Consider the following 23,884-nt stretch of genomic DNA (forward strand, 5'->3'; position numbering starts at 1 on the left):
CAAGATATAAACAAACTTGTATGTTTGTTTTGTGACAAAAATGCCGTGTGCTGCCCGCAATAAGCGGTATCACGGGCGGACTTATTTACAATTGCGTCCATGGCCACCCAAGCAGAACGCACCACCGCCACACGGCAGGCACTCATCGACGCCGCCACCCAATTGCTGATCGAGCAGGGCTACGCAGCCTTCGGCGAGGCACGGGTGTGTGAGCTCGCCGGCATCAGCCGGGGCTCATTGCGACATCAGTTTCCAGAGGGGAGGTACGACTTGCTGCCGGCGATGGTGGCATCGCTGCTGGAGCGGGAAGTGGCGCAACTGGCGGCGCTGGGGCCGCTATCGGCCAGTGTGCGGATGCACCTGATGTTGCACATGCTGGTGCAGCGGCGCCAACGGCATACGTCGCTGGCCATTCTGGAAGTGTGGATGGCGTCGCGCGGTGACGAACGGTTGGCCCAGGCAGTCGGGCCCCTGCTGGCGACCGTGCCTGAGCGACTGTTTGGGCAAGACCCGAATGGCCCGCCGCAACCTGAGTTGCTGGCGCTGCGCCTGTTCCTGCACGGCGCAACGCTGCACAGCTTTGCCGCCGACTACAACCGGGACGAACTGGCCGACGCTGTGCAATGGCTGCTCGCCCAGCTCACGCCGCCGCCGGAGCTGAAAGTGGTGCTGGCCCGCATCGGTCATGCGGGCACCACGCAACGGACTACTTAGTCGGTGCGTCAGCCGCCCGTACGCTGCTTCTGCAGCATCGCCAATTGCTGCGTCAGGTAAGTGCTGGTGTTCGTCATGCCGGCAACGACTTTCGATAGCGCGTTGAACTGCGCGTAGTAGAGCGCCTGCTTGGCGTCCAACTGGCGCTGCATCTGCGTCATCTGCTTGGACAGCGAAGTGAGCGAGCTGTTGATGGCATCGGTGGCGTTCTGCACCATGCCTTTGTCGGCCAGCAGATTGGTCGATACGGTGTGCAACTGCGCGGCGTATCCACGCTGAACTGTCACGCTGCCGCGATCCCCCAGCGCGCCGCCCATCACCTGCACGACCAGGCCATCGGCTGCGGAGCCGTTGGCGCCGTACAGGTTCTGCCCGGAGCCGGTGGCTGCCACGCCATTGATGGTGCCCTGCACGTCGCGCCCGGCCGTGGCGGCGGGGCTGCCACCCAGCAACGACGCCGCGCCATTGCCAGACACCGACACCGTCGACATCGAACCGTATTGCCGGTCAGTGAAGGTCAGCACGCCGTTGGCATCGGCCGTGATCGCGACATCCACCTTGGCCTTTTGCAGATCGGGGGATGCATTGATCTGGCTCTGCACCTGGGCGGCCAGACTCTGCGGCGTGTAGCTGCCGGCCGGCACCTTGATGTTGGTGGTGATACCACTGAGCGTGACAGACAGGCTGTCGTTCACCCCGCTCTGGATCGTCGTGTTGGCCGGTGCCGAGCCCTGAAGCGAGCCCTGTGTGGCCAGTTGCGTAACGTTGATGGCGTAGTTGCCGGCCTGCGTGGTCTTGGAAAAGGCCGAGACCTTGAGCATTGAATCCGTGGCCGTACCGGTGCCGGCAAACAGGGCTGCCACCTGGGCGGGCGATTTCTTGAGGGCGGCCGTGAGTTTGCTGTCGTCGATCGACAGCGTGCCCTCCTTGTCCATCGTCACGCCAATGCTGCCCAGCGATTGAAACGCGCCATTGCCAATCCCTTGGCCCAGCACGTCCGTCACCTGATTGATGAGCGCCTTGGTGCTGACGTCTCCGGCCAGCGGACCATTGTTGGCAGCGTTGGCGGTATCGAACTTGGTCAGCGAATTGAGCTGGATGCGCAGTGCGTTGTAAGCCTTGACGAAATTGAGCACCGACTGGCTGGCCTGTCCTGCATCGTTGCCGACCGTCACGGTCGTGTTGCCAGTCTTGGATAGCGTAAACGACGTGCCATCCACCACATCCGTGAGCGTGTTGGTGGGGCTTTGCACGTCAATGCCGTTGACGTTGGCCAAGGCGTTCTGGCCCGTGGCCACTTCGGTCATGTTTTGCGTGCCGGCCGGGTCGTGGGCCAGCAGCGACTGCAGTGTCGAATCCCCCGACACCGAGATCTTCATCTCCGAATTGGCGCCTCCGGCAGTGGAGGTCAGCACCAGACGGTACGGGTTGCCGCTGCCGTCATTGATGATGCTTGCCGACACGCCCAGGTTGGCCGAGTTGATGGCGTCTCGGATGCCCGATAGCGTGTTGTTGGAGGCGTCGATCTTGATGGAGCCGCCGGCCAGGTTGCCGTTTTGCGCAAACGTGGCGCCGGTGTACTTGCCGTTGGCGAAGGTGCCGCCCGACACCGTGCCGAACGAGAACGAGATCGTGGTGGGCGTCCCGCTGCCGATGGGTGTCTTATTGGACGCCTGGCCCTGCGCGCTCAGCACCTGCGCTTGCGCAAGCTGCGTCACCTTGATGTTGTAGGTGCCCGACGGTGCTGTGCTACCCACGTTGACGCTCAGAATCGACGTGTCGTGCCCGCTGGCCTTCATGCCGCTGAAGGTATCGGCAGTGGTCAGGTTGGCCATCGCTGTCTGGAAGGTCGACAGCGCGCTTTTGAGCGAACCTACCGCAGAAAGCTGTGTCTGGAAGACCTTCTGCTGGTTCTGGTGAACCGTCATCCCCTTGCCTTCAGCCTGCATCAGCTTGGTGACCAGGTTGTTGACGTCGATGTTCGTGCCGATGCCCGGGATGGAGATCGGTGGGATATAGGTGCTGGTCGTCGCCATGAGTGAGAACGCGCGCGCGCAAACGGTTGTTTCTTCACAATGTGACGGCCGAAAAGCGCACTTCTTTAGAGCAGACCCTGTCTAGGCAGGGTTTTTTGGGCGGGTTTCATCAGGAAACCGAAAGAAATCAGAAGGAGCGCCGGCCGGAGCGAGGTCAGATTGTTCCAAACAAGGCCCGGGGCCGATCTCGCAGCGTTTGCGCAAGAACTTTCAGTGCCCTGACCAGTTGCTCACGGGAGGCCGCGCACGCCAGATTGATACGCACGCCGTGCTCCGTCGTGGCTCGATCCACGGCAAAAGCCGACGCGGGCATGGTGTTGACCCCGCGCGCCTGCGCATTGGCAGCAAAATCGTCGGAGCGCCAAGGCTCAGGCACCCGCAACCACACAAACATGCAGGCGGGATCGCTATTGAGCAGGTCTTTGGGCAGCAGTTCCTGCGCCAGTTGCTGCCGCACCGCCAACTCGGTGCGCTGTGCGTCCAGAATCGCCTGCGCAGTACCGTCCTCAATCCAGCGCGTGGCGATCAGCATGGAAAGCGGTGCCGGCATCCAGGCCGTGGTGCGCACGGCCTCGGCGGCCAACGCGGCGCCGTTTGGCGGCGTCAGCACGTAACCCACTCGCAGACCCGGCGCCAGCACCTTCGAAGTGGAGGTGACATGGAACGTGAGTTCAGGGCACAGGCTGGCGATGGTCGGCAGGCGCGAGCGCAACAACGGGCCGTAAACATCGTCTTCGATGATCGGCACGTGATGGCGCCGTGCGATTTCAACCAACGCGAGGCGTCGCGCCAGACTCATCGTGACGACGGTGGGGTTCTGCAGGTTCGGGACCGTGAAGATCGCCTTGACGCGCGAGCGCTGGCAAGCCTCTTCGAGCGGCCCGGGCAGCAGTCCTTCCTCATCGCTGGGAATGCCGATGATTTCAAACTGGAACACGGGCGCCAGCGCCTTGAGCCCGTAGTAGGTGAGCTGATCCGACAGGATCACGCCGTCGTGGCCCATCAGACTGCTGAGCACAGCGTAAAGGCCATGCTGCGCACCACTGGTCACCACGATATTGTCAACCGAGGGCGTAAAACCAGTGGTCGCCATCCATTGCGCACCGGCTGCGCGTGCCCAGTCCGGGCCTTGCGGTGGCTGATACTCCTGCGTCTGCGCAAAGCGTGAGTCACGCGTGATGGTGCCCATGGCCTGCGCCAGTCGGGCAACGAATTCACCCGTGGCGGGGCGATTGACAGTCAGGTCGATGGGCCCGACAGAGGTGTCCTGCGCCGCGCCAGGAAGAAGAGGCGCGAGACCTGCGGCCACCTTAGGCATGGCGCCGCCGGTCACAATCGAGCCGCGGCGCTTGCTGGCCACGATCAGCCCGCGCGCCTGCAACTCCTTATATGCGCGCGACACCGTCGACACGTTGATACCAAGCTCATTGGCCAGATCACGCTGCGGCGGCAGACGGCTGCCAGTCGGGTAGAAACCGCTACGGATTTTCTCTTCCAAGCCTCGTGACACTTCGAGATAGGGCGCACTTCGTCCCGACGGTCCTTTTGTCTGGATGTCTAGTGGATCGTTTGTGTGGCTAATGCCGGTTTCCATGCGTCTCAAATCTCCGTACAAACCTGCCGCGGCAGTCCATGCTGCGCCCATAAGCGCGGGCGTGGAAGCGATGATAAGCCATCGCGGTCTGCCCAGCCACATGTTGTGCAGTGGCAGGGGCCGCACAATCGTCTCCTCAGTGAAAATACCTACGTCCACACAAACTCAATATGATTGATGACAAATATTTTTTGTGTGAACATTATTCGCACGCCGGCCCACCGGCAAGTCGATCAAGAAGGAGACAGTTGTGCCCAGACCACCCCTTGCATCCCCCCTGCCTCAGGGCCGCGCCACCCCCTCGCACCAGAACCTCGGCAAAGCCCTGCGCCAACGTCACGTGACCATGATTTCGTTGGGCGGCATCATTGGCGCCGGCCTGTTTGTCGGCAGCAGTGCCACTATCAGCGCCATGGGGCCGGGCGCTTTTCTCAGCTACCTGCTGGCCGGCATTGTGGTGCTATTCGTCATGCGCATGCTTGGCGAAATGGCGTTGGCCCATCCGGGCATTGGCTCGTTTACCGAATACACGCGGCTTGGCCTCGGCAACTGGGCCGGGTTCACCAACGGTTGGCTCTATTGGTACTTCTGGGTGATCGTCGTGGCCGTGGAGGCAGTGGCCGGTGGCGCCATCCTGCAACGATGGATTCCGTTGCCGGTGTGGGTGATCGGGCTGGCCTTGCTGACCGCGCTGACAGCCGTGAACCTGATGTCGGTCAAGTCGTACGGTGAGTTTGAATATTGGTTTGCCTCGATCAAGGTGGCGGCCATCATCGTGTTCATTGGCGTGGGTGTTGGCTATTTGTTCGGCGATTCGTCCGGGCACCAAATCGCCGCACACCTGACCGGTGATCGGGGTTTCCTGCCATTTGGCGCGATGGCGATCATCGCGGGCGTTCCCACCGTAATCTTTGCCGTGGGCGGCGCGGAAATCGCCACCATAGCCGCAGCCGAATCCGATGACCCTGGCAAGAGCGTGGCCGCCATGACACGAACGGTGATCCTGCGAGTGATCACGTTCTATGTCGGCTCGCTGGTCGTCATTGCGTGCGTTCTGCCGTGGGCCAGCATCAAGGTGGGCGAGTCTCCATTCGTGCTGGCACTGCAGACCATGCATGTGCCGGGCGCCGCGGACATCATGAATGCGGTAGTGCTGGTGGCCGTGCTGTCCGCACTCAATTCGGGGCTCTATGTATCGTCGCGGATTCTGTTCCGGCTGGCTGAACGCGGTGACGCACCTCGCGCACTGATGAAACTGTCGGCAAACAAGGTGCCGCGCCTGGGCGTCCTGTTGAGCAGTGTGGTGGGGTATGCCGCCGTCATTGCGGCCATCGCCTCGCCGCAGGGCGTATTCCTGACGCTGGTGAACGCTTCCGGCGCCATCATGCTGTTTGTCTACCTGGCGATTGCCGTGTCGCAGATCGTGTTGCGGCGCCGAGTGGAAGCCACCGACCCCGGCCGCTTGACGCTGCGCATGTGGCTGTTCCCGTGGTTGTCGTATGCCGTCGTGGCGGCCATTGTCGGCGTACTCGTGGCGATGGGGGCAGACCCGGTGCTGCGGCCCCAGCTGATGGCGAGCCTTGCCAGCTTAGCGGTCGCACTGATTGCCTATCAGTTGCTGGCGCGGCGGCGTGCATCCGCGGTGGACTGTGCCACCGGCTACCGTTTGGCACGCCCCTCGCCAGCGCTCGGAGGCGTACAGCAATGAAGCGCGTGGCAGTGATCGGCGCCGGCTTCATCGGCATGGCAAGCGCGGCCTGGTTGATGCGTGACGGACATCGCGTGACGTTGTTCGACCCGACCGGCGTTGCGCAAGGCGCCTCATACGGAAATGCCGGCACGTTTGCGCCATACGCTTGTATTCCGGTCAACAACCCCTCGGTGTTTGGTTCGCTGCCGCGCTTTCTGCTGTCAAGCGATAGCCCGTTGCGGCTGCGCTGGGGGTATCTGCCAATGCTGGCACCGTGGCTGGCGCGCTTTCTGCGCAACTCGCTGCCACAGCGCTATGAGCACAGTGTTCGTGCCCTGGCGGCGCTGCTCGGGCAGGCACAGGCCGGTTATGAACCGCTGCTCGCGGCGCCCGCGCTGGCGCAGTTCGTGCGGCCGCGTGAGTGCTTGTATCTGTACTCGAGCGCGGCTTCGTTCCAGGCAGCCGAGCCATCGCTGGCGCTGCGACGCGCGCTGGGTGTGCCGTTCGACGTGCTCGATACCGCAGGTATCCGCCAATTGGAGCCCAATCTCGCGCCAATCTTCGAGCGCGGTGTGCTGTTCTCGGGAAGCTGGCACTTCTCCAATCCAAGCGGCTTTCTGCAAGCACTGTTTGAGCACCTTGCCCCACAAGGGCTGACGCTGGAGCGCCAGACGGTCAGGGCCATCAGCCCGAACTCCGCCGGCGCCACGCTGCACCTGGAAGGCGAGGGTGTACGCGAGTTCGATCACGTCGTAGTGGCCGCGGGTGCGCGATCCGCGACGTTTGCAAAGCAATGCGGCAACGCGGTGCCGCTCGATACCGAGCGCGGCTATCACATCCGTTATTCCGGTGCGGCGGATTTGATTTCCCGACCGGTGGGCTGGGCAGAGCGGGGCTTCTATATGACGCCAATGCAGGACGGCATCCGTGTGGCAGGTACGGTTGAGCTTGGTGGCTTCAGCCCAGAGCACAACCGCGCACTGCTGAATCTGCTGACCGTGGCTTCCCGGTGCGCGCTGCCCAATCTCCAGCAGCCAGACAGCAGTTGGCTGGGTTTCCGCCCCACGCTGCCCGACGGCCTGCCTGTGCTCGGCCATGCCCGTGCCAGCAAGCATGTGGTCTATGCGTTCGGTCACCAGCATTTGGGCCTGACGCTGGCTGGCATCAGCGGGCGTATCGTCGCCGATCTGATTGCGGGAAGACCGTCAGCGCTTGAGCTGACGCCATATCGGCCGACGCGCTTTTGACATTGAACATGAACGACCATGATCCGCCGCGCATCAGGTTGGTTTTCCAGGCAAGAGCGGCAACCACGAAGAGGTGCTCACCATGAATCACCGCAATTTGATGTTAGTCCGGTTGACCATGCTGGCTTGTGCCCTGACCGCCCAGATGTGTCTTGTACCGGCTGTCCGGGCGGCCGACCCTGATGTTGTCAAGATTGGCTTTGCGGGGCCGCTCACCGGGCCCGCCGCGCGGGTCGGCAAGGATCTGCAGTACGGTGCGCAACTCGCGCTTGATGAAGAGAACGCCAGGCATCCAACCATTGGCGGCAAACCGGTCAAGTTCGTGCTGGTGGCCGAAGACGACCAGTCCGACCCACGTATCGCTGTTCAAGTCGCACAGAAGCTGGACGACGAAGGCGTGGTGGGCGTGATCGGGCACTACAACTCCGGTTGCAGCATCCCGGCTTCCGGGGTCTACCAGAAAGCCGGCCTGGCGATGATCACCCCGGGGTCAACCAACCCAGAACTCACCAGGCAGGGCTTCAAGAACGTGTTCCGCACCATGGGGCATGACGGTATCGGCGGTGTGGTGGGTGGACATTACGCAGTCGAGCAGCTCAAGGCTCGCCGCATTGGCATCATCGACGACCGCACCGCTTTTGGGCAGGGCTTGTCCGATGCCTTTGAAAAGGGCGTGAAAGAGGCCAAGGGCAACATCGTTGCGCGCGAGTACACCAACGACAAGGCGGTGGATTTTCGCGCCATCCTCACACGCATGAAGAGCAAGGATGTCGATGTGCTGTTCTTCGGTGGTCTGGACGCACAGGGGGCGATGCTGGTCAAACAGATGCGCCAACTTGGCCTGAAGACGCTGCTCTTTGGCGCCGGCGCGCTCAAGAGCAATACGTTCCTGCAGATTGCCGGCCCCGACGGGGAGGGTACGCAAGATCTGGAGCCCGGCCCGGCACTTGACCAGTTGCCGGCGGCACAGGACTTTGCCAAGCGTTACAAGGCGCGCTTTAATCAAGACGTCGAGTTGTATGCACCATTCGCCTACGACGCGGCGCTGGCGATGCTCAAGGCAGTTCATGATGCCAATTCGCTGGATCGTCAACGCATTACCGCGAGCCTGGCCAAGGTCAACATCAACGGTGTGACGGGCAAGATCGTCTTCGATCCGTATGGCGATCTGATCAAGCCGCCTTACACGCTATTCGAGGTGAAGCAAAGCCGCTGGATCAGCGTGAAGACCATCGGCGCCAACGGTAGCTAACGTATCCCATCATGCACTTTGCCCATGCAGTCGGCACACAGCGCCATGTGTTCAACGATCTGAAGACGCTGCTGGCCAAGGCCAGCCCGGCGCGCTCGGGTGATTACCTTGCCGGCCTGGCCGCCACCAGCGAGGCCGAACGCATGGCCGCGCGCATGGCGCTAGCCGACGTGCCGCTGTCGGTTTTCCTCAATGAAGCGCTCGTGCCTTATGAGGACGACGAGGTCACGCGTTTGATTCTGGACAGCCACGACGCACAGGCCTTCAAACCCATCGCGTCACTCACGGTTGGGGAATTCCGCAACTGGCTGCTCCTGCACGAGACCGACAGTGCGGCCCTGGCAAACGTAGCGCCCGGTGTCACGCCGGAGATGGCCGCGGCGGTCAGCAAGCTGATGCGCAATCAGGATCTGATTGCCGTCGCCCGCAAGTGCCGTGTGGTCACGCGCTTTCGCAATACCATCGGCTTGCCCGGCCGGTTGTCGGTCCGGCTGCAACCCAATCACCCCACGGACGATCCAAAGGGCATTGCCGCGTCCATCATCGATGGCCTGCTCTATGGCTGCGGCGATGCGACCATCGGTATCAACCCGGCCACCGATAACCTGGGTGCCATTGTCTCGTTGCTGCAACTGATCGATGAGCTGCGTGGGCGTTACGCCATCCCCACGCAATCCTGCGTGCTGACCCACGTTACCAATACGGTGCGAGCCATCGCGCAGAGTGCACCGGTGGATCTGGTGTTCCAATCCATCGCGGGCAGTGAACAGGCCAACGCGGGGTTTGGCATCAGCCTGGCGCTGCTGGCGGAGGCGCACGACGCCGCGCAGAGCCTGGCGCGTGGAACCGTCGGCAACAACGTGATGTACTTCGAAACCGGGCAGGGCAGCGCACTGTCGGCCAACGCACACCACGGCGTCGACCAGCAGACCATGGAGGCACGTGCGTACGCGGTTGCGCGGCCGTTCTCGCCGCTGTTGGTCAATACGGTGGTTGGCTTCATCGGGCCCGAGTACCTGTACGACGGCAAGCAAATCATCCGTGCCGGGCTGGAAGACCACTTTTGCGGCAAGCTGATGGGCCTGCCGATGGGCTGCGATGTCTGCTATACCAACCATGCAGAAGCCGACCAGGACGACATGGACACACTGCTGACGCTGTTTGGCGTGGCTGGCATTCATTTCATCATGGGGGTGCCGGGCGCCGACGACATCATGCTGAACTACCAGAGCACGTCGTTTCATGACGCGCTTTACCTGCGCGATACGCTGGGTTTGCGGCCGGCGCCGGAGTTTGAGGCCTGGCTGCAAAGCATGGGCATTGTCGATATGGCCGGCCGCCTGCAAGACGCCACTGCACGCCAGCCGTTGCTGCAGTTGGCACACACGCTGTAAATGCCACACGAGCCCCCGGATATGCCGACGCACAATCTCGTTCAATCCAATCCCTGGGCGCACTTGCGGGCGTTTACCGACGCGCGCATCGCACTGGGCCGGGTCGGCAACAGCCAGACCACGGACGCGGTGCTCGCCTTCGGCCTGGCGCACGCACAAGCGCGCGATGCCGTGCACCAGCCGCTCGACGGTTCAGCCGTGGCAGCCTTGCTTGCGCAAGCGGGCTTCGCCAGCCTGGCTGTGCATAGCGCAGCCGCAGACCGGGCCCAGTATCTGTGCCGGCCGGATCTTGGCCGACGGCTGAGCGACGCCAGCCGCGCAAGCCTTGCTGCGGCACGACCAGCCAACCCGTTCGATACCGTCTTCGTGATTGCCGACGGTCTGTCCGCACTCGCAGCGCAGAGCCACGGCGTGCAGCTCCTGCGCAGTGTGCGCGAGCGCTTGCCGGCGGACTGGTCGATTGGCCCCGTCGTCATCGCGGAGCAATCCCGCGTGGCGTTGGGCGATGAAATTGGCGAACTGCTGGGCGCGCGCCAGGTGGTCATGCTCATCGGCGAGCGGCCGGGCTTGAGTTCGCCCGACAGCCTGGGCATCTACCTCACGCATGCGCCGCGTCTTGGCCGCACGGATGCCGAGCGCAACTGCATCTCGAACGTTCGTCCGGCAGGGCTTGGCTATGACCAAGCGGCGGACAAACTCGTCTTTCTGCTCAAAGGCGCGCTGGCGCTTGGCCGAAGCGGCATCGATCTGAAGGACGACACCCCCGTCACCAACGCCATTGCCGCACCAACTGCCGCGCAACTGAATACATAGGGCGAATCGCCCCGTGCCCGAAGGCAGCGGCCGGTTTGTTACAACTGGTCAAGAGCAAGGTGTGCTGATAAAGTGACTTGGCCCTGATCCTTCGTCGAGCCAGTCAGCACCTTGCTGGCGGGCGGCGCCGAGACATCGATGCCACGCCGAAACCTGCCCATTACGACGCGCGTCCTGCTGGCTCCTGCCCTGGCGGGCTTGGGGTTGGCGCTTCAAGGTTGCACCGCGCATGGTGCGCCTTCGTATCCAATCTTTGGTGCGTACTTTCCTCTCTGGCTGCTGAGCGGGGTAATTGGCGCTGCGGGTGCGCTGATTGCGCATCGGGTGCTCGTCATGACCGGGTGGGCAAGCTGGATACCATTCCAGCTCTCAGTCTGCGTGGCGATCGGGGTCATGATTGCCGTCATCGTCTGGCTGTCCGGCTCGGGGCACCTCCTATGAAAATGGCCGGCCTGCACAAACCCGCGCTGCGCGGCTACCTGATCGCGCTGGTCATCATCCTGATCGGCGTGGCAGTGGCGGTTTACGCCTACATCCACACCTCGCGCTATCCCTCCACCGACGACGCCACCATCGACGCCGATGTTGTGCACGTTGCCACGCCGGTGGGTGGTCGTATCGTCAAGCTGGCTGTTACCGAGAACCAGCACGTCAAGAAGGGCGACGTGCTGTTCGAAATCGATCCCGTGCCGTATCGCTTGACCGTCGCGCAGGCGCAGGCCGACGTGGAACTGGCCCAGGCCTCGCTCGACACGCGGCGCCGATCGCTGATTGGCGAGCGCTCCAAAGCCAGTATCGCGTCTGACCAGAGCAGCCGCGCCGCCTACAACTACGAGCTGGCCTCACGCACCGTCAACCGGCTGGCCCCACTGGCCGCCCAGGGATACGTGCCCACCCAGCAACTGGACCAGGCGCAGGTGGCACAGCGTGACGCCGCCATTTCGCTGCAGCAGGCCAACGAGCAGAAGCGCGCCAGCGCGCAAACCATTGGTGACGAGGCGGATGCCATCGCCATGCTGCATGCCCGCGAGGCTGCGCTGGCCCGTGCCCAGCACGCGCTGGAAGATACCGTGGTGCGCGCACCGCACGATGGCTGGGTCACCGGCCTGTCCGTGCTGGCAGGCGAGACCGTTGCCCCCAACCAGTCAATCTTCACGCTCATCCACTCGGGCGAGTGGTTTGCCGTTGCCAACTTCCGTGAGACAACGCTTTCCGCCATCCAGGTGGGCGACTGCGCCACGGTGTATTCCATGATCGACCGTGGCCAGGCCATCCACGGCAAGGTGGACGGCATTGGCGCCGGCATCTCCGGTGCGGATCGGGTGAACCTGCCGCGCACGTTGCCCATCGTTCAGCCGTCGGTGAACTGGGTGCGGGTGGCGCAGCGCTTCCCGGTGCGCATCCGCCTGGAGGCGCCGGCTGACAGTCTGGTGCGGGTCGGCGCCAGCGCGATCGTCGAGATCAAGCATGGCGCTGCCTGCCGGTGACATCGCACGCGGGCCGTGGCCTCGCCCCGGCGAGGTGCTGCGGCTGTTGGCGTCCACGCCCGGCAGGCTGGAGGCCACCACCCGCATCGCCCTGATCTGCGCGCTGACGACGCTGGTTACGAGCATGTACGGCACGCCCTTTGCCGCCATCTCGGCCTACGTGGTGTTCTTCATGATCCGCCCCGACCGAGTGACGAGCATCGTGCTTTCGATCGCCATGTTGCTGCTGGTGACGGTGGTGCTCGGGCTGATCATCGTCATCGCCATGTTTTGTATCGATGACCCGATGTGGCGCGTGGTGTGGATGGTCGTGCTGTCGGTGGGCTTGCTGTTTTTGACCTCGGCCAGCAAGCTCCGCCCGGTCGGGGCCATCCTGGCAATGATTGTCGGGTATGCGCTGGACGAACTCGGGATCGTGCCGGTGGGTGAACTGGCGACACGGGCGTTGCTCTATGCGTGGCTGATGGTGGCGATTCCGGTTGGGGTGGTCATCGTTGTGAACCTGCTGATGGGGCCCTCGCCACGCAAGCTGGCTTGCCAGGCGCTGGCCCGGCGCTTGCGCCTGGCCGCCGAACATCTGGGCGCACCGGGCGCTGACCGTACTGCGCTGACTGCGTGCCTGCGAGAAGGCAGCCAGCAGATTGCCACGTGGTTGCGCCTGTCGAAGGTGGAGGGATCGACCTCGGCGGCCGACCTGGCGGCGCTGCATCAGGCGGTGGCGTCTACCACGGCCATCCTGATGGCGGTGGATATGGCGGCGCGCGAACCGCAGGCACGCCTGCCTGTATCGGTTGCCGCACCGGTCGCCGAAACACTGCTGGCCATGGCGGACATGCTTGAGCAGGGCGGCTATCCGGTCGACATCGAACTGGCCCTGCCTGCTGGCGTTACGCTGCCGCCGCTGGCGAACGCCGTGGTAACGGAGCTGCAATCCGCCATCGTCCGCTTTGCCGTTGTGGACAGCGAGCCCGCCGCAGAACCGGCAACACCAAAAGCACGTGGAGGCTTCTTACTGCCAGACGCACGCACCAACCCAGCCCACCTGCGCTATGCCCTGAAGACCACCGCCGCGGCGATGTTCTGCTACCTGCTGTACATGCAGTTGGACTGGTCGGGCATCCACACCTGCTTCATCACGTGCTACGTGGTATCGCTGAGCAGCGCTGCGGAGACGGTTGAGAAGCTGACGCTGCGCATCACCGGCTGTCTGGTCGGGGCGGCGCTGGGCATCGCGACCATCGTCTGGGTGCTGCCGGCCATGACGTCCATTAACGAACTGATGGTGCTGATGTTTGTGGGCATGTGGCTGGCGGCATGGGTGGCACAGGGATCGCCGCGGATTGCGTATGCGGGTTTCCAAATTGCCTTCGCGTTTCTGCTGTGTGTACTGCAGGGTGCGGCGCCCGCGTTCGACCTGACCATCGCGCGGGACCGCATCATCGGCATCCTGCTGGGCAATGTGGTGGTGTACCTCATGTTCACGCGGGTCTGGCCGGTGAGCATTGCCGGCCAGGCAGATGCAGCGTTGGCGGCACTGCTGCGCCAGTGGGAGACCGTCCTGCGTACAGCACGCGCCGGGCAAAGGCGGACGCTGGCGGCGCAGGCCATGTCACAGCACGGAGCGCTGGAAGCGAATGTTGCGCTGCTCCGCTACGAACCCGCCTGGGTGCGCCCCGCACCGGAATGGATTGCACAGCGCCGCCGTGCGCTGGTCGAGCTTGACGCACTCGAAGGTCCGTTGTTCCTGATCGCCGAGCGCATCCCCGGTGATGCGCCCTCGCAAGCACGATTGCGCAGCGTGGCTGAGCGTGCCGGTATCAGCGAGTTTGCGATCGACACTGGAGCCATCACCACACCCGATACCACGCGCGATGCGCTGTTGGCGCTGGCTGACGAGCGCCTGGCGAGTATCGCGCGGGAGACCCCTGATGCCGTATCGAAGGAGTTGCTGACGCATGCGCCAGCCTGATCTGTTGGCCGTTTTCCTCAGCCTGGCCATTACCGTGACAGCCGGGTGTGCGACGTCTGCACTGGACATGGCGCCCGAGCGCCCCGACCGCCCATGGCAGCCGCGTACGACAGACACCGGCGAGATCGTCCCCGGTGCGCCAGCACTGCCCACGCCCTCAAACGAGGTCAAGGGCGGCTACACATTGCCGGCCAATACTGCGGCGGCTGTGATCCCGCCGGCGGCCACGTTCGACGCCACGCACGCCTATGCGCTGCCCGAGCTGATCGACGTTGCCGAATCGAACAATCCGTTGACACGCGTTGCGTGGAACGATGCCCGCAATGCAGCGCTGGTGGCAGGCATGGCAAAGAGCGCCTATCTGCCGTATCTCTCCGCCACGGCCATGGCCGGGTATCAGACAGGGCATGGTTCATCGTCGACGCTGCTTGGCACGGCTGGCACCGATACCACGGTGCATGGAACGGTGTCGGTGCTGTCACTGCAATGGCTATTGTTCGACTTTGGTGGCCGCGCAGCGCGCCTGGATGCGGCCGAGCAACTCTCAGTTGCCGCCAACATCGGTTTCACGGCGGTGCACCAGCAGGTCATCTATGACGTGACTGTCGCGTTCTACGCCTATGAAGCGGCGCGCGCCCGTGCCGCAACGGCCGCGCAAGGGCTGAACAACGCCGAGGCGATTCTGGTGGCCGCCAAGGCACGCTACAAGCAGGGAATCGGCACGGTGGTCGAAGTCGCGCAGGCCACGCAGAACCGTGCGCAGGCCAACCTGGCACAAGTGCAGGCGCAGGGGGCAGAGAGCGACCGGTATCTGGCGTTGCTTTCTGCGGTGGGCATCTCGCCACTGTCCAAGCCGAAGATTGCTGACTTGCCAATCCGCACGCTCAACCCGGCGTTGCGCACGCCGGTCGACCAGATCGTCGCGGATGCCATCGCCCGGCGCCCCGATGTGCTGAGCGCCTACGCGGCGGAAAAGGCGAGCCAGTCGCGCATTCGGGCGGCGGAATCGGAGTTCATGCCCAAGGTGTTTGTCTCGGCTTCCACGTCGTACAACGCTGGACGCGCAGCTGTCACGGCCATCCCGCCGGTTGGCCAGCAGGCACCGACGGTCAACCTCAATGGCAGTCGCTATGGCGTTGGTGCGTTCGTGGGCGTGACCATTCCGCTGTATGACGGCGGTTTGCGTTCAGCCGTGCTGGCACAGGCGCGCAACGATGCCGAAAGCACCTCGGCCAAGCGCGTGCGCACGACGCAGGAGGCCGTGCGCCAGATCGTTGCCGGACAAAACACGCTGCAGACCAGCCTCGCCTCGCATGAAGCCGCACAGGCACTGGTGGCGGCGGCCCAGACGACGTACGACGCCGCACTGGCTGCGTATCGCCACGGCGTTGGGGCGATCACGGACGTACTGCTGGCGCAGAACCAGTTGCTGCTGGCCAAGAACACCTACGTCGACAGCTACAGCGGTGCGCGTACCGCCGCGGCTACACTGGCACTCGCCACCGGCGCGATCGGCGCAACGCAGGACACGGCGCCGCGCTGACGGCCTCCATTGCACGGAGACCGTCATGCGCATGCGTTACACCGTCTCGCCCGTCTTGCGCTGATCGACCCGCTTCCCGCGCGCCAACACCGGCACAAGCGCGGCCCCGGTATGGCTGGCCTTGACCTGCGCCAGTGCCTCCGGCCCGCATGCGGCAACGATGGTGCCACCTTCATCGCCGCCCTCGGGACCAAGATCCAGAATCCAGTCAGCCTCGGCAATCACGTCGAGGTCGTGCTCGATCACGATCACGCTATGGCCGCCATCCGCCAGGCGATGCAGCACGCGGATCAGCTTGGCTACGTCGGCCATGTGCAGGCCCACGGTGGGCTCGTCCAGCACGTACAGTGTGTGCGGCGCCTTCTGGCCACGACGGGTAACGTCGTCGCGCACCTTGGACAGCTCGGTGACCAGCTTGATGCGCTGCGCCTCGCCGCCCGACAGCGTGGGCGACGGCTGGCCGAGCGTCAGGTAACCCAGGCCGACGTCCTTCATCAACTGCAGTGGGTGGGCGATGCTGTTCATCGCACTGAAAAATTCCACCGCCTCGTCGATCTCCATGGTCAGCACATCGCCGATGTTCTTGCCGCGCCAGGTGACGGCCAGCGTTTCTGCGTTGAAGCGCTGGCCGTGGCACACGTCGCACGCCACCTTCACATCGGGCAGGAAGCTCATGGCGATGGTGCGCACGCCCTGGCCCTCGCAGGCAGGGCAGCGGCCATCGCCGGTGTTGAACGAGAAGCGTGAGGCGGTATAGCCGCGTGCACGGGCTTCCAGCGTGTCGGCAAAGAGCTTGCGGATGGTGTCCCACACACCGATGTAGGTGGCCGGGCACGAGCGCGGGGTCTTGCCGATCGGGGTCTGGTCGACTTCCAGCACGCGGTCGATGGCTTCCCAGCCAGTCACGCCGTCGCAGCCATGCCAGTCGTGTTTGACGTCAAGCTTGCGCGGTGCCTTGGCATCTGGCACCTCAGCCTGCGCCGCCTTGCGCGCACGCCGAGTGGCAGGCGAAGACAGCACGGAACGGCCCACCGCATCCAGCAGGTTGGTCATGAGCACGTCGCGCGCCAGTGTCGATTTGCCCGAACCGGATACGCCCGTAATCGCCACCAGGCGTGACAGCGGCATCGTGGCTGTGACATTGCGCAGGTTGTGCAGCTTGGCACCGTGCACCGTCAGCCATTGCTCGGGCACGGCCTGCGTGCCTGCGCGCGGCGCCGTCACTTCACGGCGCGGCTGCAGCGGGTGCTCAATCGGCTGGGCCAGGAAGCGGCCGGTCAACGAATCCGGCTGCGACGCCAGATCCTGCACCCCGCCTTGCGCCACCAGCGTGCCGCCACGCTTACCGGCACCGGGGCCGATGTCGATGATGTGGTCGGCGCGGCGGATGGTGTCTTCATCGTGTTCCACCACGACCAGCGTGTTGCCCTTGTCGCCCAGCTTGCGCAGGGCATCCAGCAGGATCTGGTTGTCACGCGGATGCAGACCGATGGTCGGCTCGTCCAGCACGTAGCACACGCCCTGCAGATTGCTGCCGAGCTGCGCTGCCAGCCGGATGCGCTGCGCCTCGCCGCCGGACAGGCTGGGCGCGGCGCGGTCCAGGCTCAGATAACCCAGGCCGACTTCTTCCAGGAACGACAGACGGCTGTGGATCTCGGCCACCACGTCACGCGCGATGTCAGCTTCGCGGCCCGCGAGGTCCAGCCCTTCGATCCAGCGGCGCGTCTGGCTCACGGTCCATTGCGCAATGTCAACGATGGGCTTGTCGGAGAACGTCACCGCGCGTGCCGTCGGGTTCAGGCGCGTGCCGTGGCAGTCGGGGCAGGGCAGGTCGGTCATGCCATCCGGGTCCACTTCTTCCGAAGGCAGCGTCTGCTCGCGGCCACGGTCATCGCCGCCGAGTATCGTGTCGTCAAATGCGGCACGCTGCTCACGCGTGAGCGCCAGGCCGGTGCCAACGCAGCTCGGGCACCATCCGTGCTTGCTGTTGTAAGAGAACATGCGCGGGTCCAGCTCAGGGTAGCTGGTGCCGCAGGTCGAGCACGCACGCTTGGTGGAAAACACCTTTACGTTGCCCACGTGTGCCGTGCCGCCATTGCTCATGGCGTTCTGCAAGCCATCGAGCGGCGCAAGCACGTGCATGATGCCCTTGCCGTACTCCAGCGCCTGCTCCATCAACGTGCGCAGCGCGGCTTCGTTTTCCGGGGAGACAACGATGTCGCCCACCGGCAGCTCCAGCGTGTGTTCGCGGAAGCGGTCCAGGCGGGGCCACGGATCAACGGTCAGGAATTCGCCATCAACACGCAGGTGCGTATAGCCGCGCGCCTTGGCCCATTTAGCGAGATCGGTGTACACACCCTTGCGGTTCACCACCAGCGGGGCGAGCAGCCCAATATGCTCGCCACGGTGGTCGCGCATGAGCTGGGCAAAGATGGCCTCGGGGCTCTGCGCCGACACGGGCGTGCCGTCGTGGATACAGTGCTGTACCCCCAGCTTCACATACAGCAAGCGCAGGAAGTGCCAGACCTCGGAGGTCGTGGCCACCGTGCTCTTGCGGCCGCCGCGCGACAGGCGCTGCTCGATCGCCACCGTGGGCGGAATGCCATACACCGCATCCACCTCCGGCCGGCCCGCCGGTTGCACGATCGAACGCGCATAGGCGTTGAGCGATTCGAGATAGCGACGCTGCCCTTCGTGGAACAGGATGTCGAACGCCAGCGTCGATTTGCCCGAACCGGACACCCCCGTGACGACGTTGAACTTGCCGTGCGGGATGTCGACGTTCATCGCCTTCAGGTTGTGCTCGTGTGCATTGACGATGCGGACCACGTTCTCACCCTGGACTTCCACCACGGCGGCGCGCTGTGCGCGGCGTGCAGCCAGTGCGCTCTGCAGCGGCAAGCCATCGTCCGCCGCTTGGGGCTGTCCGATGTTTGCCTCGTACAGCTTGAGCGCGGCACCCGTATGCGATGCGGCGCAGGCCTTCACCTGCTCGGTCGTGCCCGCACATACCAGCAAGCCGCCCGCGTCACCGCCCTCGGGGCCGAGGTCAATGATCCAATCGGCGGCGCGGATCACGTCCAGGTTGTGCTCGATCACGATCAGCGAATGCCCGGCATCGAGCAGCTTGCCGAACGCGCGCATCAACTTGGCGATGTCGTCAAAGTGCAGGCCAGTGGTCGGCTCGTCGAACATGAACAGGCGGCCGGCGTTGGCAGGCACATCCTGCTTGACGCGCTTGCGGGCTGCCGCCTGGGCAGCCTGAGCCGCTTCGGCCAGGAAACCGGCCAGTTTCAGGCGCTGGGCTTCACCGCCGGACAGCGTCGGCACCGGCTGGCCCAGTTTTACGTATTCCAGCCCCACGTCGACAATGGGCTGCAGCACGCGCAGCACATCGGCGTCGTTGGCAAATACGCTGGCAGCTTCACTCACCGTCAGCTCCAGCACATCGGCCACTGACAGCTTGTGCGCGCCGCGCTCAAGCTTCACCTCGAGGATTTCCGCGCGATAGCGCGTGCCGTCGCAATCCGGGCAGCGCAGGTAGATGTCGCTGAGGAACTGCATCTCGACGTGCTCGAAGCCTGAGCCACCGCAGGTCGGGCAACGTCCGTCGCCGGAGTTGAAGCTGAATGTGCCGGCCGTGTAGCCGCGCTGCAGTGCCATTGGCACCTTGGCAAACAGCTTGCGGATCTCATCAAACGCACCCACGTAGCTGGCCGGATTCGAGCGCGCGGTCTTGCCGATGGGCGATTGGTCAACAAAGACCACATCGCTGATCTGATCGGCGCCGCGCAGTGCGCGAAACGCGCCAGGCGATTCCGTTGCCTTGCCGAAATGCCGCGCCAGGGCAGGGTGGAGCACGTCCTGAATCAGCGTCGACTTGCCGGAGCCGGATACGCCCGTCACGCACACCAAGCGTTGCAACGGCACTTCGATCGTCACGTCTTGCAGGTTGTGCTGGCTCGCGCCTTCCAGCACGAGACGCGGCGCACCATTGATGGGTCGTGCCTGCCAATCGGTAGCATTGGCCACGCGGCGCTGGCCGGACAGGTAAGCGCCGGTAAGCGTGTCCGCCTTGCGGATCGCCGCCGGTGTGCCGTCGAAGACGATGGTGCCGCCGCGCTCGCCAGGGCCGGGGCCCATGTCGATCAGGCGATCGGCGGCCAGCATCACGGACGGATCGTGCTCCACCACCACCAGCGTGTTGCCTGCATCACGCAGCCGTTTCATGGCTTCAACAATGCGATCCAGATCGCGCGGGTGCAGACCGATACTCGGCTCGTCAAGCACGAATAGCGTGTTGACGAGCGACGTGCCGAGCGCGGTGGTCAGGTTGATCCGCTGTACCTCGCCGCCGGAAAGCGTTCGGCTCTGACGATCCAGCGTCAGGTAGCCGATCCCCACGTCGCACAGATAGGCCAGGCGCGTGCGCACCTCATCCAGCAGCAGCTTGAGCGCATCATCGAGCAGCACGGAGGGCAGCGTCAGTTCATCGAAGAAACGGCGGATGCGCGCGATCGGCAGCAACATCACATCGTGCACCGTCAGGCCGGGCAGGGCTTCAAGCTGGGCGCGGCTCCACGCGACGCCGTGCGGCATGAAGCGGTGTTCAGGCGCCAGCACGGCGTCGGCGTTTTCCTTGCTGCCGAGGCGCCATTGCATGGATTCGGTTTTCAGGCGCGCGCCGCCGCAGGTCTCGCACGTTGTATAGCTACGGTACTTGGAGAGCAGCACGCGAATGTGCATCTTGTACGCCTTCGACTCCAGATAGTCGAAGAAGCGGCGCACGCCGTACCACTGCTTGTTCCAGCCACCGCGCTTGAACGTCGGATCGCCGTTGATAACCCAGTTGCGTTGCGCTTCGGTCAGTTCCGCCCACGGCGTGTCGCGCGGGATATCGGCGGCGGCCGAGTAACGCATCAGATCGTCCTGGCACTCCTTCCAGGCCGGAGTCTGCATCGGCTTGATGGCGCCTTCACGCAGTGTCTTGCGCTCGTCCGGAATCACCAGACCCAGATCGACGCCGATCACGCGGCCAAAGCCACGGCACGTATCGCACGCGCCATAAGCCGAGTTGAACGAGAACAGCGCGGGTTGCGGGTCAGCGTAGCGCAGGTCGCTCTCGGGGCAGTGCAGGCCGGTGGAAAAGCGCCAGATTTCGGGCTCCGCAGCCTCATCGGCGGGCAGCACATACACGCTGACGCGCCCGCCACCGCGCTTGAGCGACGACTCAATGGCCTCCAGCGCGCGGGCACGTTCGGTGCCCTGCAGGCGGAAACGGTCTGCCACCACGTCGAGCAACTTGCGCTCGCCGCTTACGCGTTCAGCCTGCACACGCGTATAGCCGCTGACAGACAGCCACTGCGCGACTTCTTCCGCGCTCGTATTGGCCGGCAGTTCCACCGGAAAGGTCACCACCAGGCGCGGATCTGCCTCGCGCGTGCGTGCCAGCAGTTCGTTGTAGATGGTCTCTGGCGTGTCATGGCGCACCGGCAGGGCGGTATCGCGATCGAACAACTGGGCCGCGCGCGCAAACAGCAGCTTGAGGTGATCGTTCAGCTCCGTCATCGTGCCGACCGTGGAGCGCGAGCTGCGCACCGGATTGGTCTGGTCGATGGCGATGGCCGGCGGCACGCCTTCCACATGGTCGACCTGCGGGCGGTCCATGCGGTCCAGGAACTGGCGGGCGTAGGCGCTGAACGTCTCGACGTAGCGGCGCTGGCCCTCGGCATAGAGGGTGTCGAACACCAGACTCGACTTGCCTGACCCGGACGGGCCGGTCACCACGGTCATCTCGCCCGTGCGCAGGTCCAGATCGAGGTTCTTGAGGTTGTGCTGACGGGCTCCGCGCAGGCGAATGACACCGGAAGACATGAGGGTGTTCCTTGGAAAACGTGAGGAGTGCCGGCACAGCTCGCCAGATTGGCGCCGGTCGGCAATCAGAATTCGGGCCGTAAACTGTAGCGGATTCTTAAGAATCGGTTCACTTACGTTACGAGTCGCGAGCGCGAGGGTAACGCAAGGCTCCTGACAACGTTTTGTCAGGAGGTTTCAGTGGGGAGGGAGAGATTGCAGGCCGGCGGCGTCTGATCAGCCGGCGGCAAGCCCGTAGGAGGATTGTTGCTTGCCCGACACTTCCGATACGGGCAGTCGGGGGGTGAACCGGTGGTGCTCCACAACGCCACCCTTGACGAAGACAAGCGTCTCTTCCTGGATTTCCTCCCAGGCGTCGGCCAAGTCGATCAAAGGTTCGGACAGCACAAGTACCGCATCATCGCCCGCATCTGTAATCCGGGAGTTGTCCGGGTAAAGCTCGTGCAGATGCCGGAACGACGTGCTGTGGAAGAGGGATCGCGAATCCCGCTCGCTGGAGTAGCGCGCCGCGATGATCTGCTCACCGTCGGTCACGCAGACAGTCATGTTCACTGGGTGCTCCACGCCATGCCGGTGCCCAACGTGCTCAATCAGTCCCACCATCTGTTCCAGCGCGCCGCGTGGCTCTCGCTGCAGACCAAACGTGAGCGCGAGGAAGAACATGACTTCGGAGTCCGTCGACCCCTCGATCCAGCGAAACAGCTCGGGCGCGACCTCCATCATCAGGTCACGCCGCAGCGTCGGGTATTCGCGAATCAGCCCGTTGTGGGCAAACAGCCAGCGACCATATCGGAACGGGTGGCAGTTGGTTTCCTGCGTGGGAGTGTCCGTGGCGGCGCGAACATGCGCCACGAACAACGGCGACCGGATAGCACGAGCAGCTTCGCGCAGGTTTGTGTCGTTCCAGGCTGGGTGCAGGCACCGATACCGAAACGGCACCTCGGAGTGGTTTCCATACCACCCAATGCCGAAGCCATCCCCATTGGTAGTGGTATGCCCCAGACGCGACCGCAGGCTCTGGTCGATCAGCGAATGGGTCGGTCGAAACAGCACCGTCTCCATCTGAATAGGGTTGCCAGAGTAGGCCAGCCAGCGACACATGATGCGTTACCGTAGGGTGGGTATTTGGAAAGTGAGTCTAGGCAATGCGGTCGGGAATGCACAGAAAAAGTGTTGCGCGCTCGCACACCCTGGGCACTCCCGCAACGCAGCGGTTTATCGCTGCGCCAATGCCTCGCCGCCGTGCCGGGTGGGCGTATTCCCGGCGTCTTGTGTTGCGTCATGCACGATATGTAGCTCGCGCATGCGGACGGGCAGGGTGCAGCGCGCGTCCTTGAGCGTCGTACGAACTTGCTGTGCCAGCTTCCAGCGCATTTCCCAGAAATGCTCGGTCTTGGCCCAGACCCGCAGGTTCAGCACCGCCACGCTGTCGTCAAAGCGCATGACCATTGCCATCGGGGCGGGATCCGGCAACACCAGCGGCTCGCTGCTGGCCAGCGCCTTGAGCGCCTCGATCGCGCCGGTAATGTCATCGTGCAGCGACACCTCGGTTTCCAGGTCCAGCCGGCGAGTCGGGTTGCGCGTGTAATTGCGCACCGAGTTGCTCCAGAGCGCGCTGTTTGGCACGTACTCGCAAATGCCGTCTGGTTTGGCCAGTCGCGTCATGAACAGGCCGACTTCCTCCACAGTACCGGCCACCTGGCCACCACCGCCTTCGATGTAGTCATCCACCCGAAACGGACGCAGCGCAAGCAGCATGATGCCCGCGGCAATGTTCTGGAGCGTGCCTTGCAAAGCCAAACCAATGGCCAGACCCGCTGCGCCCAGCACAGCAATGATGCTTGCCGTTTCAATACCTAGCCGGGACAGCGCCCCGACGACAGCAAGGATGCGGATACCCCAGACGCTGATGTCACAGAGGATTGGCGTGAGCGTGGCGTCAAGCTTGGCTTGGCGGCTCATCATCCGGCTCAACCAACGGCCGATGAGTTTTGACAGCCACCAGCCACCGAAGAGAATCAGCAGCGCGGTACACAGGCTGATCGCGAAATGACTGAAGGTTCCCCAGAGGATGGGGTCAAGGTAAGCGTGAAGGTTTTCCATCGTTCAATGCGTGTGACGTGACCTTGTGGTGGGAACCAGACTTTGGTGCTTGGTTCCCGCTAATTTTGTCCAGCCGAGGTTGAAGTGTCGCCCTCCCAGCCACATTCAAATGTCGGCACGGGCGTGCACTTTGTGCGGGGTTCGGTTCTTCTTGGGGGTGATCGGTAA

At 63.8% G+C, this 23,884-nt stretch carries 15 protein-coding genes; 10 read left to right on the forward strand and 5 right to left on the reverse strand.

Features of this window, described 5'->3' with window-relative positions:
• The first annotated feature begins 99 nt into the window (after positions 1 to 99).
• Positions 100 to 714: a TetR/AcrR family transcriptional regulator gene (locus tag R2N11_RS19510; protein WP_316682069.1), complete on the forward strand. Its 615-nt coding sequence runs from the start codon at positions 100 to 102 to the stop codon at positions 712 to 714.
• Positions 715 to 722: 8 nt separating this feature from the next.
• On the opposite strand, the gene fliD is transcribed toward R2N11_RS19510, so the two are convergent.
• Positions 723 to 2,750: a flagellar filament capping protein FliD gene (fliD, locus tag R2N11_RS19515; protein WP_316682070.1), complete on the reverse strand. Its 2,028-nt coding sequence runs from the start codon at positions 2,748 to 2,750 to the stop codon at positions 723 to 725.
• A 154-nt stretch (positions 2,751 to 2,904) separates the two neighbouring features.
• Entirely contained in the window at positions 2,905 to 4,344 is a 1,440-nt protein-coding gene (locus tag R2N11_RS19520; protein ID WP_199030571.1) for an aminotransferase-like domain-containing protein, read from the reverse strand.
• Between the two features lie 346 nt (positions 4,345 to 4,690).
• Between R2N11_RS19520 and R2N11_RS19525 the strand changes: the two genes are divergently transcribed.
• From R2N11_RS19525 to R2N11_RS19565, 9 genes are all read left to right on the forward strand, one after another.
• Positions 4,691 to 6,052 carry an amino acid permease gene (locus tag R2N11_RS19525; protein ID WP_430715459.1) on the forward strand — a complete coding sequence of 454 codons (1,362 nt, stop codon included), beginning with the start codon at positions 4,691 to 4,693 and terminating at the stop codon, positions 6,050 to 6,052.
• Positions 6,049 to 7,281, forward strand: coding sequence for an NAD(P)/FAD-dependent oxidoreductase (locus R2N11_RS19530; protein ID WP_316682071.1), 1,233 nt, complete (start codon positions 6,049 to 6,051; stop codon positions 7,279 to 7,281). The genes R2N11_RS19525 and R2N11_RS19530 overlap by 4 nt, the downstream gene beginning before the upstream one ends.
• A 118-nt stretch (positions 7,282 to 7,399) precedes the next feature.
• Positions 7,400 to 8,533: a branched-chain amino acid ABC transporter substrate-binding protein gene (locus tag R2N11_RS19535; protein WP_233176925.1), complete on the forward strand. Its 1,134-nt coding sequence runs from the start codon at positions 7,400 to 7,402 to the stop codon at positions 8,531 to 8,533.
• A gap of 11 nt (positions 8,534 to 8,544) precedes the next feature.
• Positions 8,545 to 9,927 carry an ethanolamine ammonia-lyase subunit EutB gene (locus R2N11_RS19540; protein ID WP_316682072.1) on the forward strand — a complete coding sequence of 461 codons (1,383 nt, stop codon included), beginning with the start codon at positions 8,545 to 8,547 and terminating at the stop codon, positions 9,925 to 9,927.
• Between the two features lie 21 nt (positions 9,928 to 9,948).
• Positions 9,949 to 10,740 (forward strand): ethanolamine ammonia-lyase subunit EutC, encoded by a 792-nt coding sequence (eutC, locus tag R2N11_RS19545; RefSeq protein ID WP_316682073.1) that lies wholly within the window; start codon positions 9,949 to 9,951, stop codon positions 10,738 to 10,740.
• Positions 10,741 to 10,878: 138 nt separating this feature from the next.
• Positions 10,879 to 11,181, forward strand: coding sequence for a YtcA family lipoprotein (locus R2N11_RS19550; RefSeq protein ID WP_316682074.1), 303 nt, complete (start codon positions 10,879 to 10,881; stop codon positions 11,179 to 11,181).
• Complete coding sequence (gene mdtN, locus R2N11_RS19555) at positions 11,178 to 12,227, forward strand: multidrug transporter subunit MdtN (RefSeq protein WP_316682075.1); 1,050 nt, start codon at positions 11,178 to 11,180, stop codon at positions 12,225 to 12,227. Before R2N11_RS19550 ends, mdtN begins: the two co-directional genes overlap by 4 nt.
• Positions 12,208 to 14,196: an FUSC family protein gene (locus R2N11_RS19560; protein WP_316682076.1), complete on the forward strand. Its 1,989-nt coding sequence runs from the start codon at positions 12,208 to 12,210 to the stop codon at positions 14,194 to 14,196. The genes mdtN and R2N11_RS19560 overlap by 20 nt, the downstream gene beginning before the upstream one ends.
• Positions 14,183 to 15,739: a TolC family protein gene (locus tag R2N11_RS19565; RefSeq protein ID WP_316682078.1), complete on the forward strand. Its 1,557-nt coding sequence runs from the start codon at positions 14,183 to 14,185 to the stop codon at positions 15,737 to 15,739. Before R2N11_RS19560 ends, R2N11_RS19565 begins: the two co-directional genes overlap by 14 nt.
• A gap of 36 nt (positions 15,740 to 15,775) precedes the next feature.
• On the opposite strand, the gene uvrA is transcribed toward R2N11_RS19565, so the two are convergent.
• The 3 genes from uvrA to R2N11_RS19580 form a co-directional block, all read right to left on the reverse strand.
• Positions 15,776 to 21,613, reverse strand: coding sequence for an excinuclease ABC subunit UvrA (gene uvrA / locus R2N11_RS19570; protein ID WP_316682079.1), 5,838 nt, complete (start codon positions 21,611 to 21,613; stop codon positions 15,776 to 15,778).
• Positions 21,614 to 21,829: 216 nt separating this feature from the next.
• A complete protein-coding gene (locus tag R2N11_RS19575) occupies positions 21,830 to 22,714 on the reverse strand; it encodes a class II glutamine amidotransferase (protein ID WP_199030580.1) in 885 nt (294 codons plus the stop codon).
• Positions 22,715 to 22,828: 114 nt separating this feature from the next.
• On the reverse strand, positions 22,829 to 23,716 hold the full coding sequence (locus R2N11_RS19580; protein ID WP_316682080.1) for a mechanosensitive ion channel family protein: 888 nt from the start codon (positions 23,714 to 23,716) through the stop codon (positions 22,829 to 22,831).
• Between the last annotated feature and the right edge of the window lie 168 nt (positions 23,717 to 23,884).

The sequence above is a fragment of the Ralstonia flaminis genome, from assembly GCF_958415495.1.
Classification (GTDB): domain Bacteria; phylum Pseudomonadota; class Gammaproteobacteria; order Burkholderiales; family Burkholderiaceae; genus Ralstonia; species Ralstonia flaminis.

What these genes read in the sequence shown, in the direction of transcription:
- R2N11_RS19560 (WP_316682076.1), top strand. Translation starts at nt 12,208, where the DNA reads ATGGCGCTGCCTGCCGGTGACATCGCACGCGGGCCGTGGCCTCGCCCC.
- R2N11_RS19565 (WP_316682078.1), top strand. Translation starts at nt 14,183, where the DNA reads ATGCGCCAGCCTGATCTGTTGGCCGTTTTCCTCAGCCTGGCCATTACC.
- R2N11_RS19575 (WP_199030580.1), bottom strand. Translation starts at nt 22,714, where the DNA reads ATGTGTCGCTGGCTGGCCTACTCTGGCAACCCTATTCAGATGGAGACG.
- fliD (WP_316682070.1), bottom strand. Translation starts at nt 2,750, where the DNA reads ATGGCGACGACCAGCACCTATATCCCACCGATCTCCATCCCGGGCATC.
- R2N11_RS19530 (WP_316682071.1), top strand. Translation starts at nt 6,049, where the DNA reads ATGAAGCGCGTGGCAGTGATCGGCGCCGGCTTCATCGGCATGGCAAGC.
- R2N11_RS19510 (WP_316682069.1), top strand. Translation starts at nt 100, where the DNA reads ATGGCCACCCAAGCAGAACGCACCACCGCCACACGGCAGGCACTCATC.
- R2N11_RS19525 (WP_430715459.1), top strand. Translation starts at nt 4,691, where the DNA reads ATGATTTCGTTGGGCGGCATCATTGGCGCCGGCCTGTTTGTCGGCAGC.
- R2N11_RS19580 (WP_316682080.1), bottom strand. Translation starts at nt 23,716, where the DNA reads ATGGAAAACCTTCACGCTTACCTTGACCCCATCCTCTGGGGAACCTTC.
- R2N11_RS19535 (WP_233176925.1), top strand. Translation starts at nt 7,400, where the DNA reads ATGCTGGCTTGTGCCCTGACCGCCCAGATGTGTCTTGTACCGGCTGTC.
- R2N11_RS19550 (WP_316682074.1), top strand. Translation starts at nt 10,879, where the DNA reads ATGCCACGCCGAAACCTGCCCATTACGACGCGCGTCCTGCTGGCTCCT.
- mdtN (WP_316682075.1), top strand. Translation starts at nt 11,178, where the DNA reads ATGAAAATGGCCGGCCTGCACAAACCCGCGCTGCGCGGCTACCTGATC.
- eutC (WP_316682073.1), top strand. Translation starts at nt 9,949, where the DNA reads ATGCCGACGCACAATCTCGTTCAATCCAATCCCTGGGCGCACTTGCGG.
- uvrA (WP_316682079.1), bottom strand. Translation starts at nt 21,613, where the DNA reads ATGTCTTCCGGTGTCATTCGCCTGCGCGGAGCCCGTCAGCACAACCTC.
- R2N11_RS19540 (WP_316682072.1), top strand. Translation starts at nt 8,545, where the DNA reads ATGCACTTTGCCCATGCAGTCGGCACACAGCGCCATGTGTTCAACGAT.
- R2N11_RS19520 (WP_199030571.1), bottom strand. Translation starts at nt 4,344, where the DNA reads ATGGAAACCGGCATTAGCCACACAAACGATCCACTAGACATCCAGACA.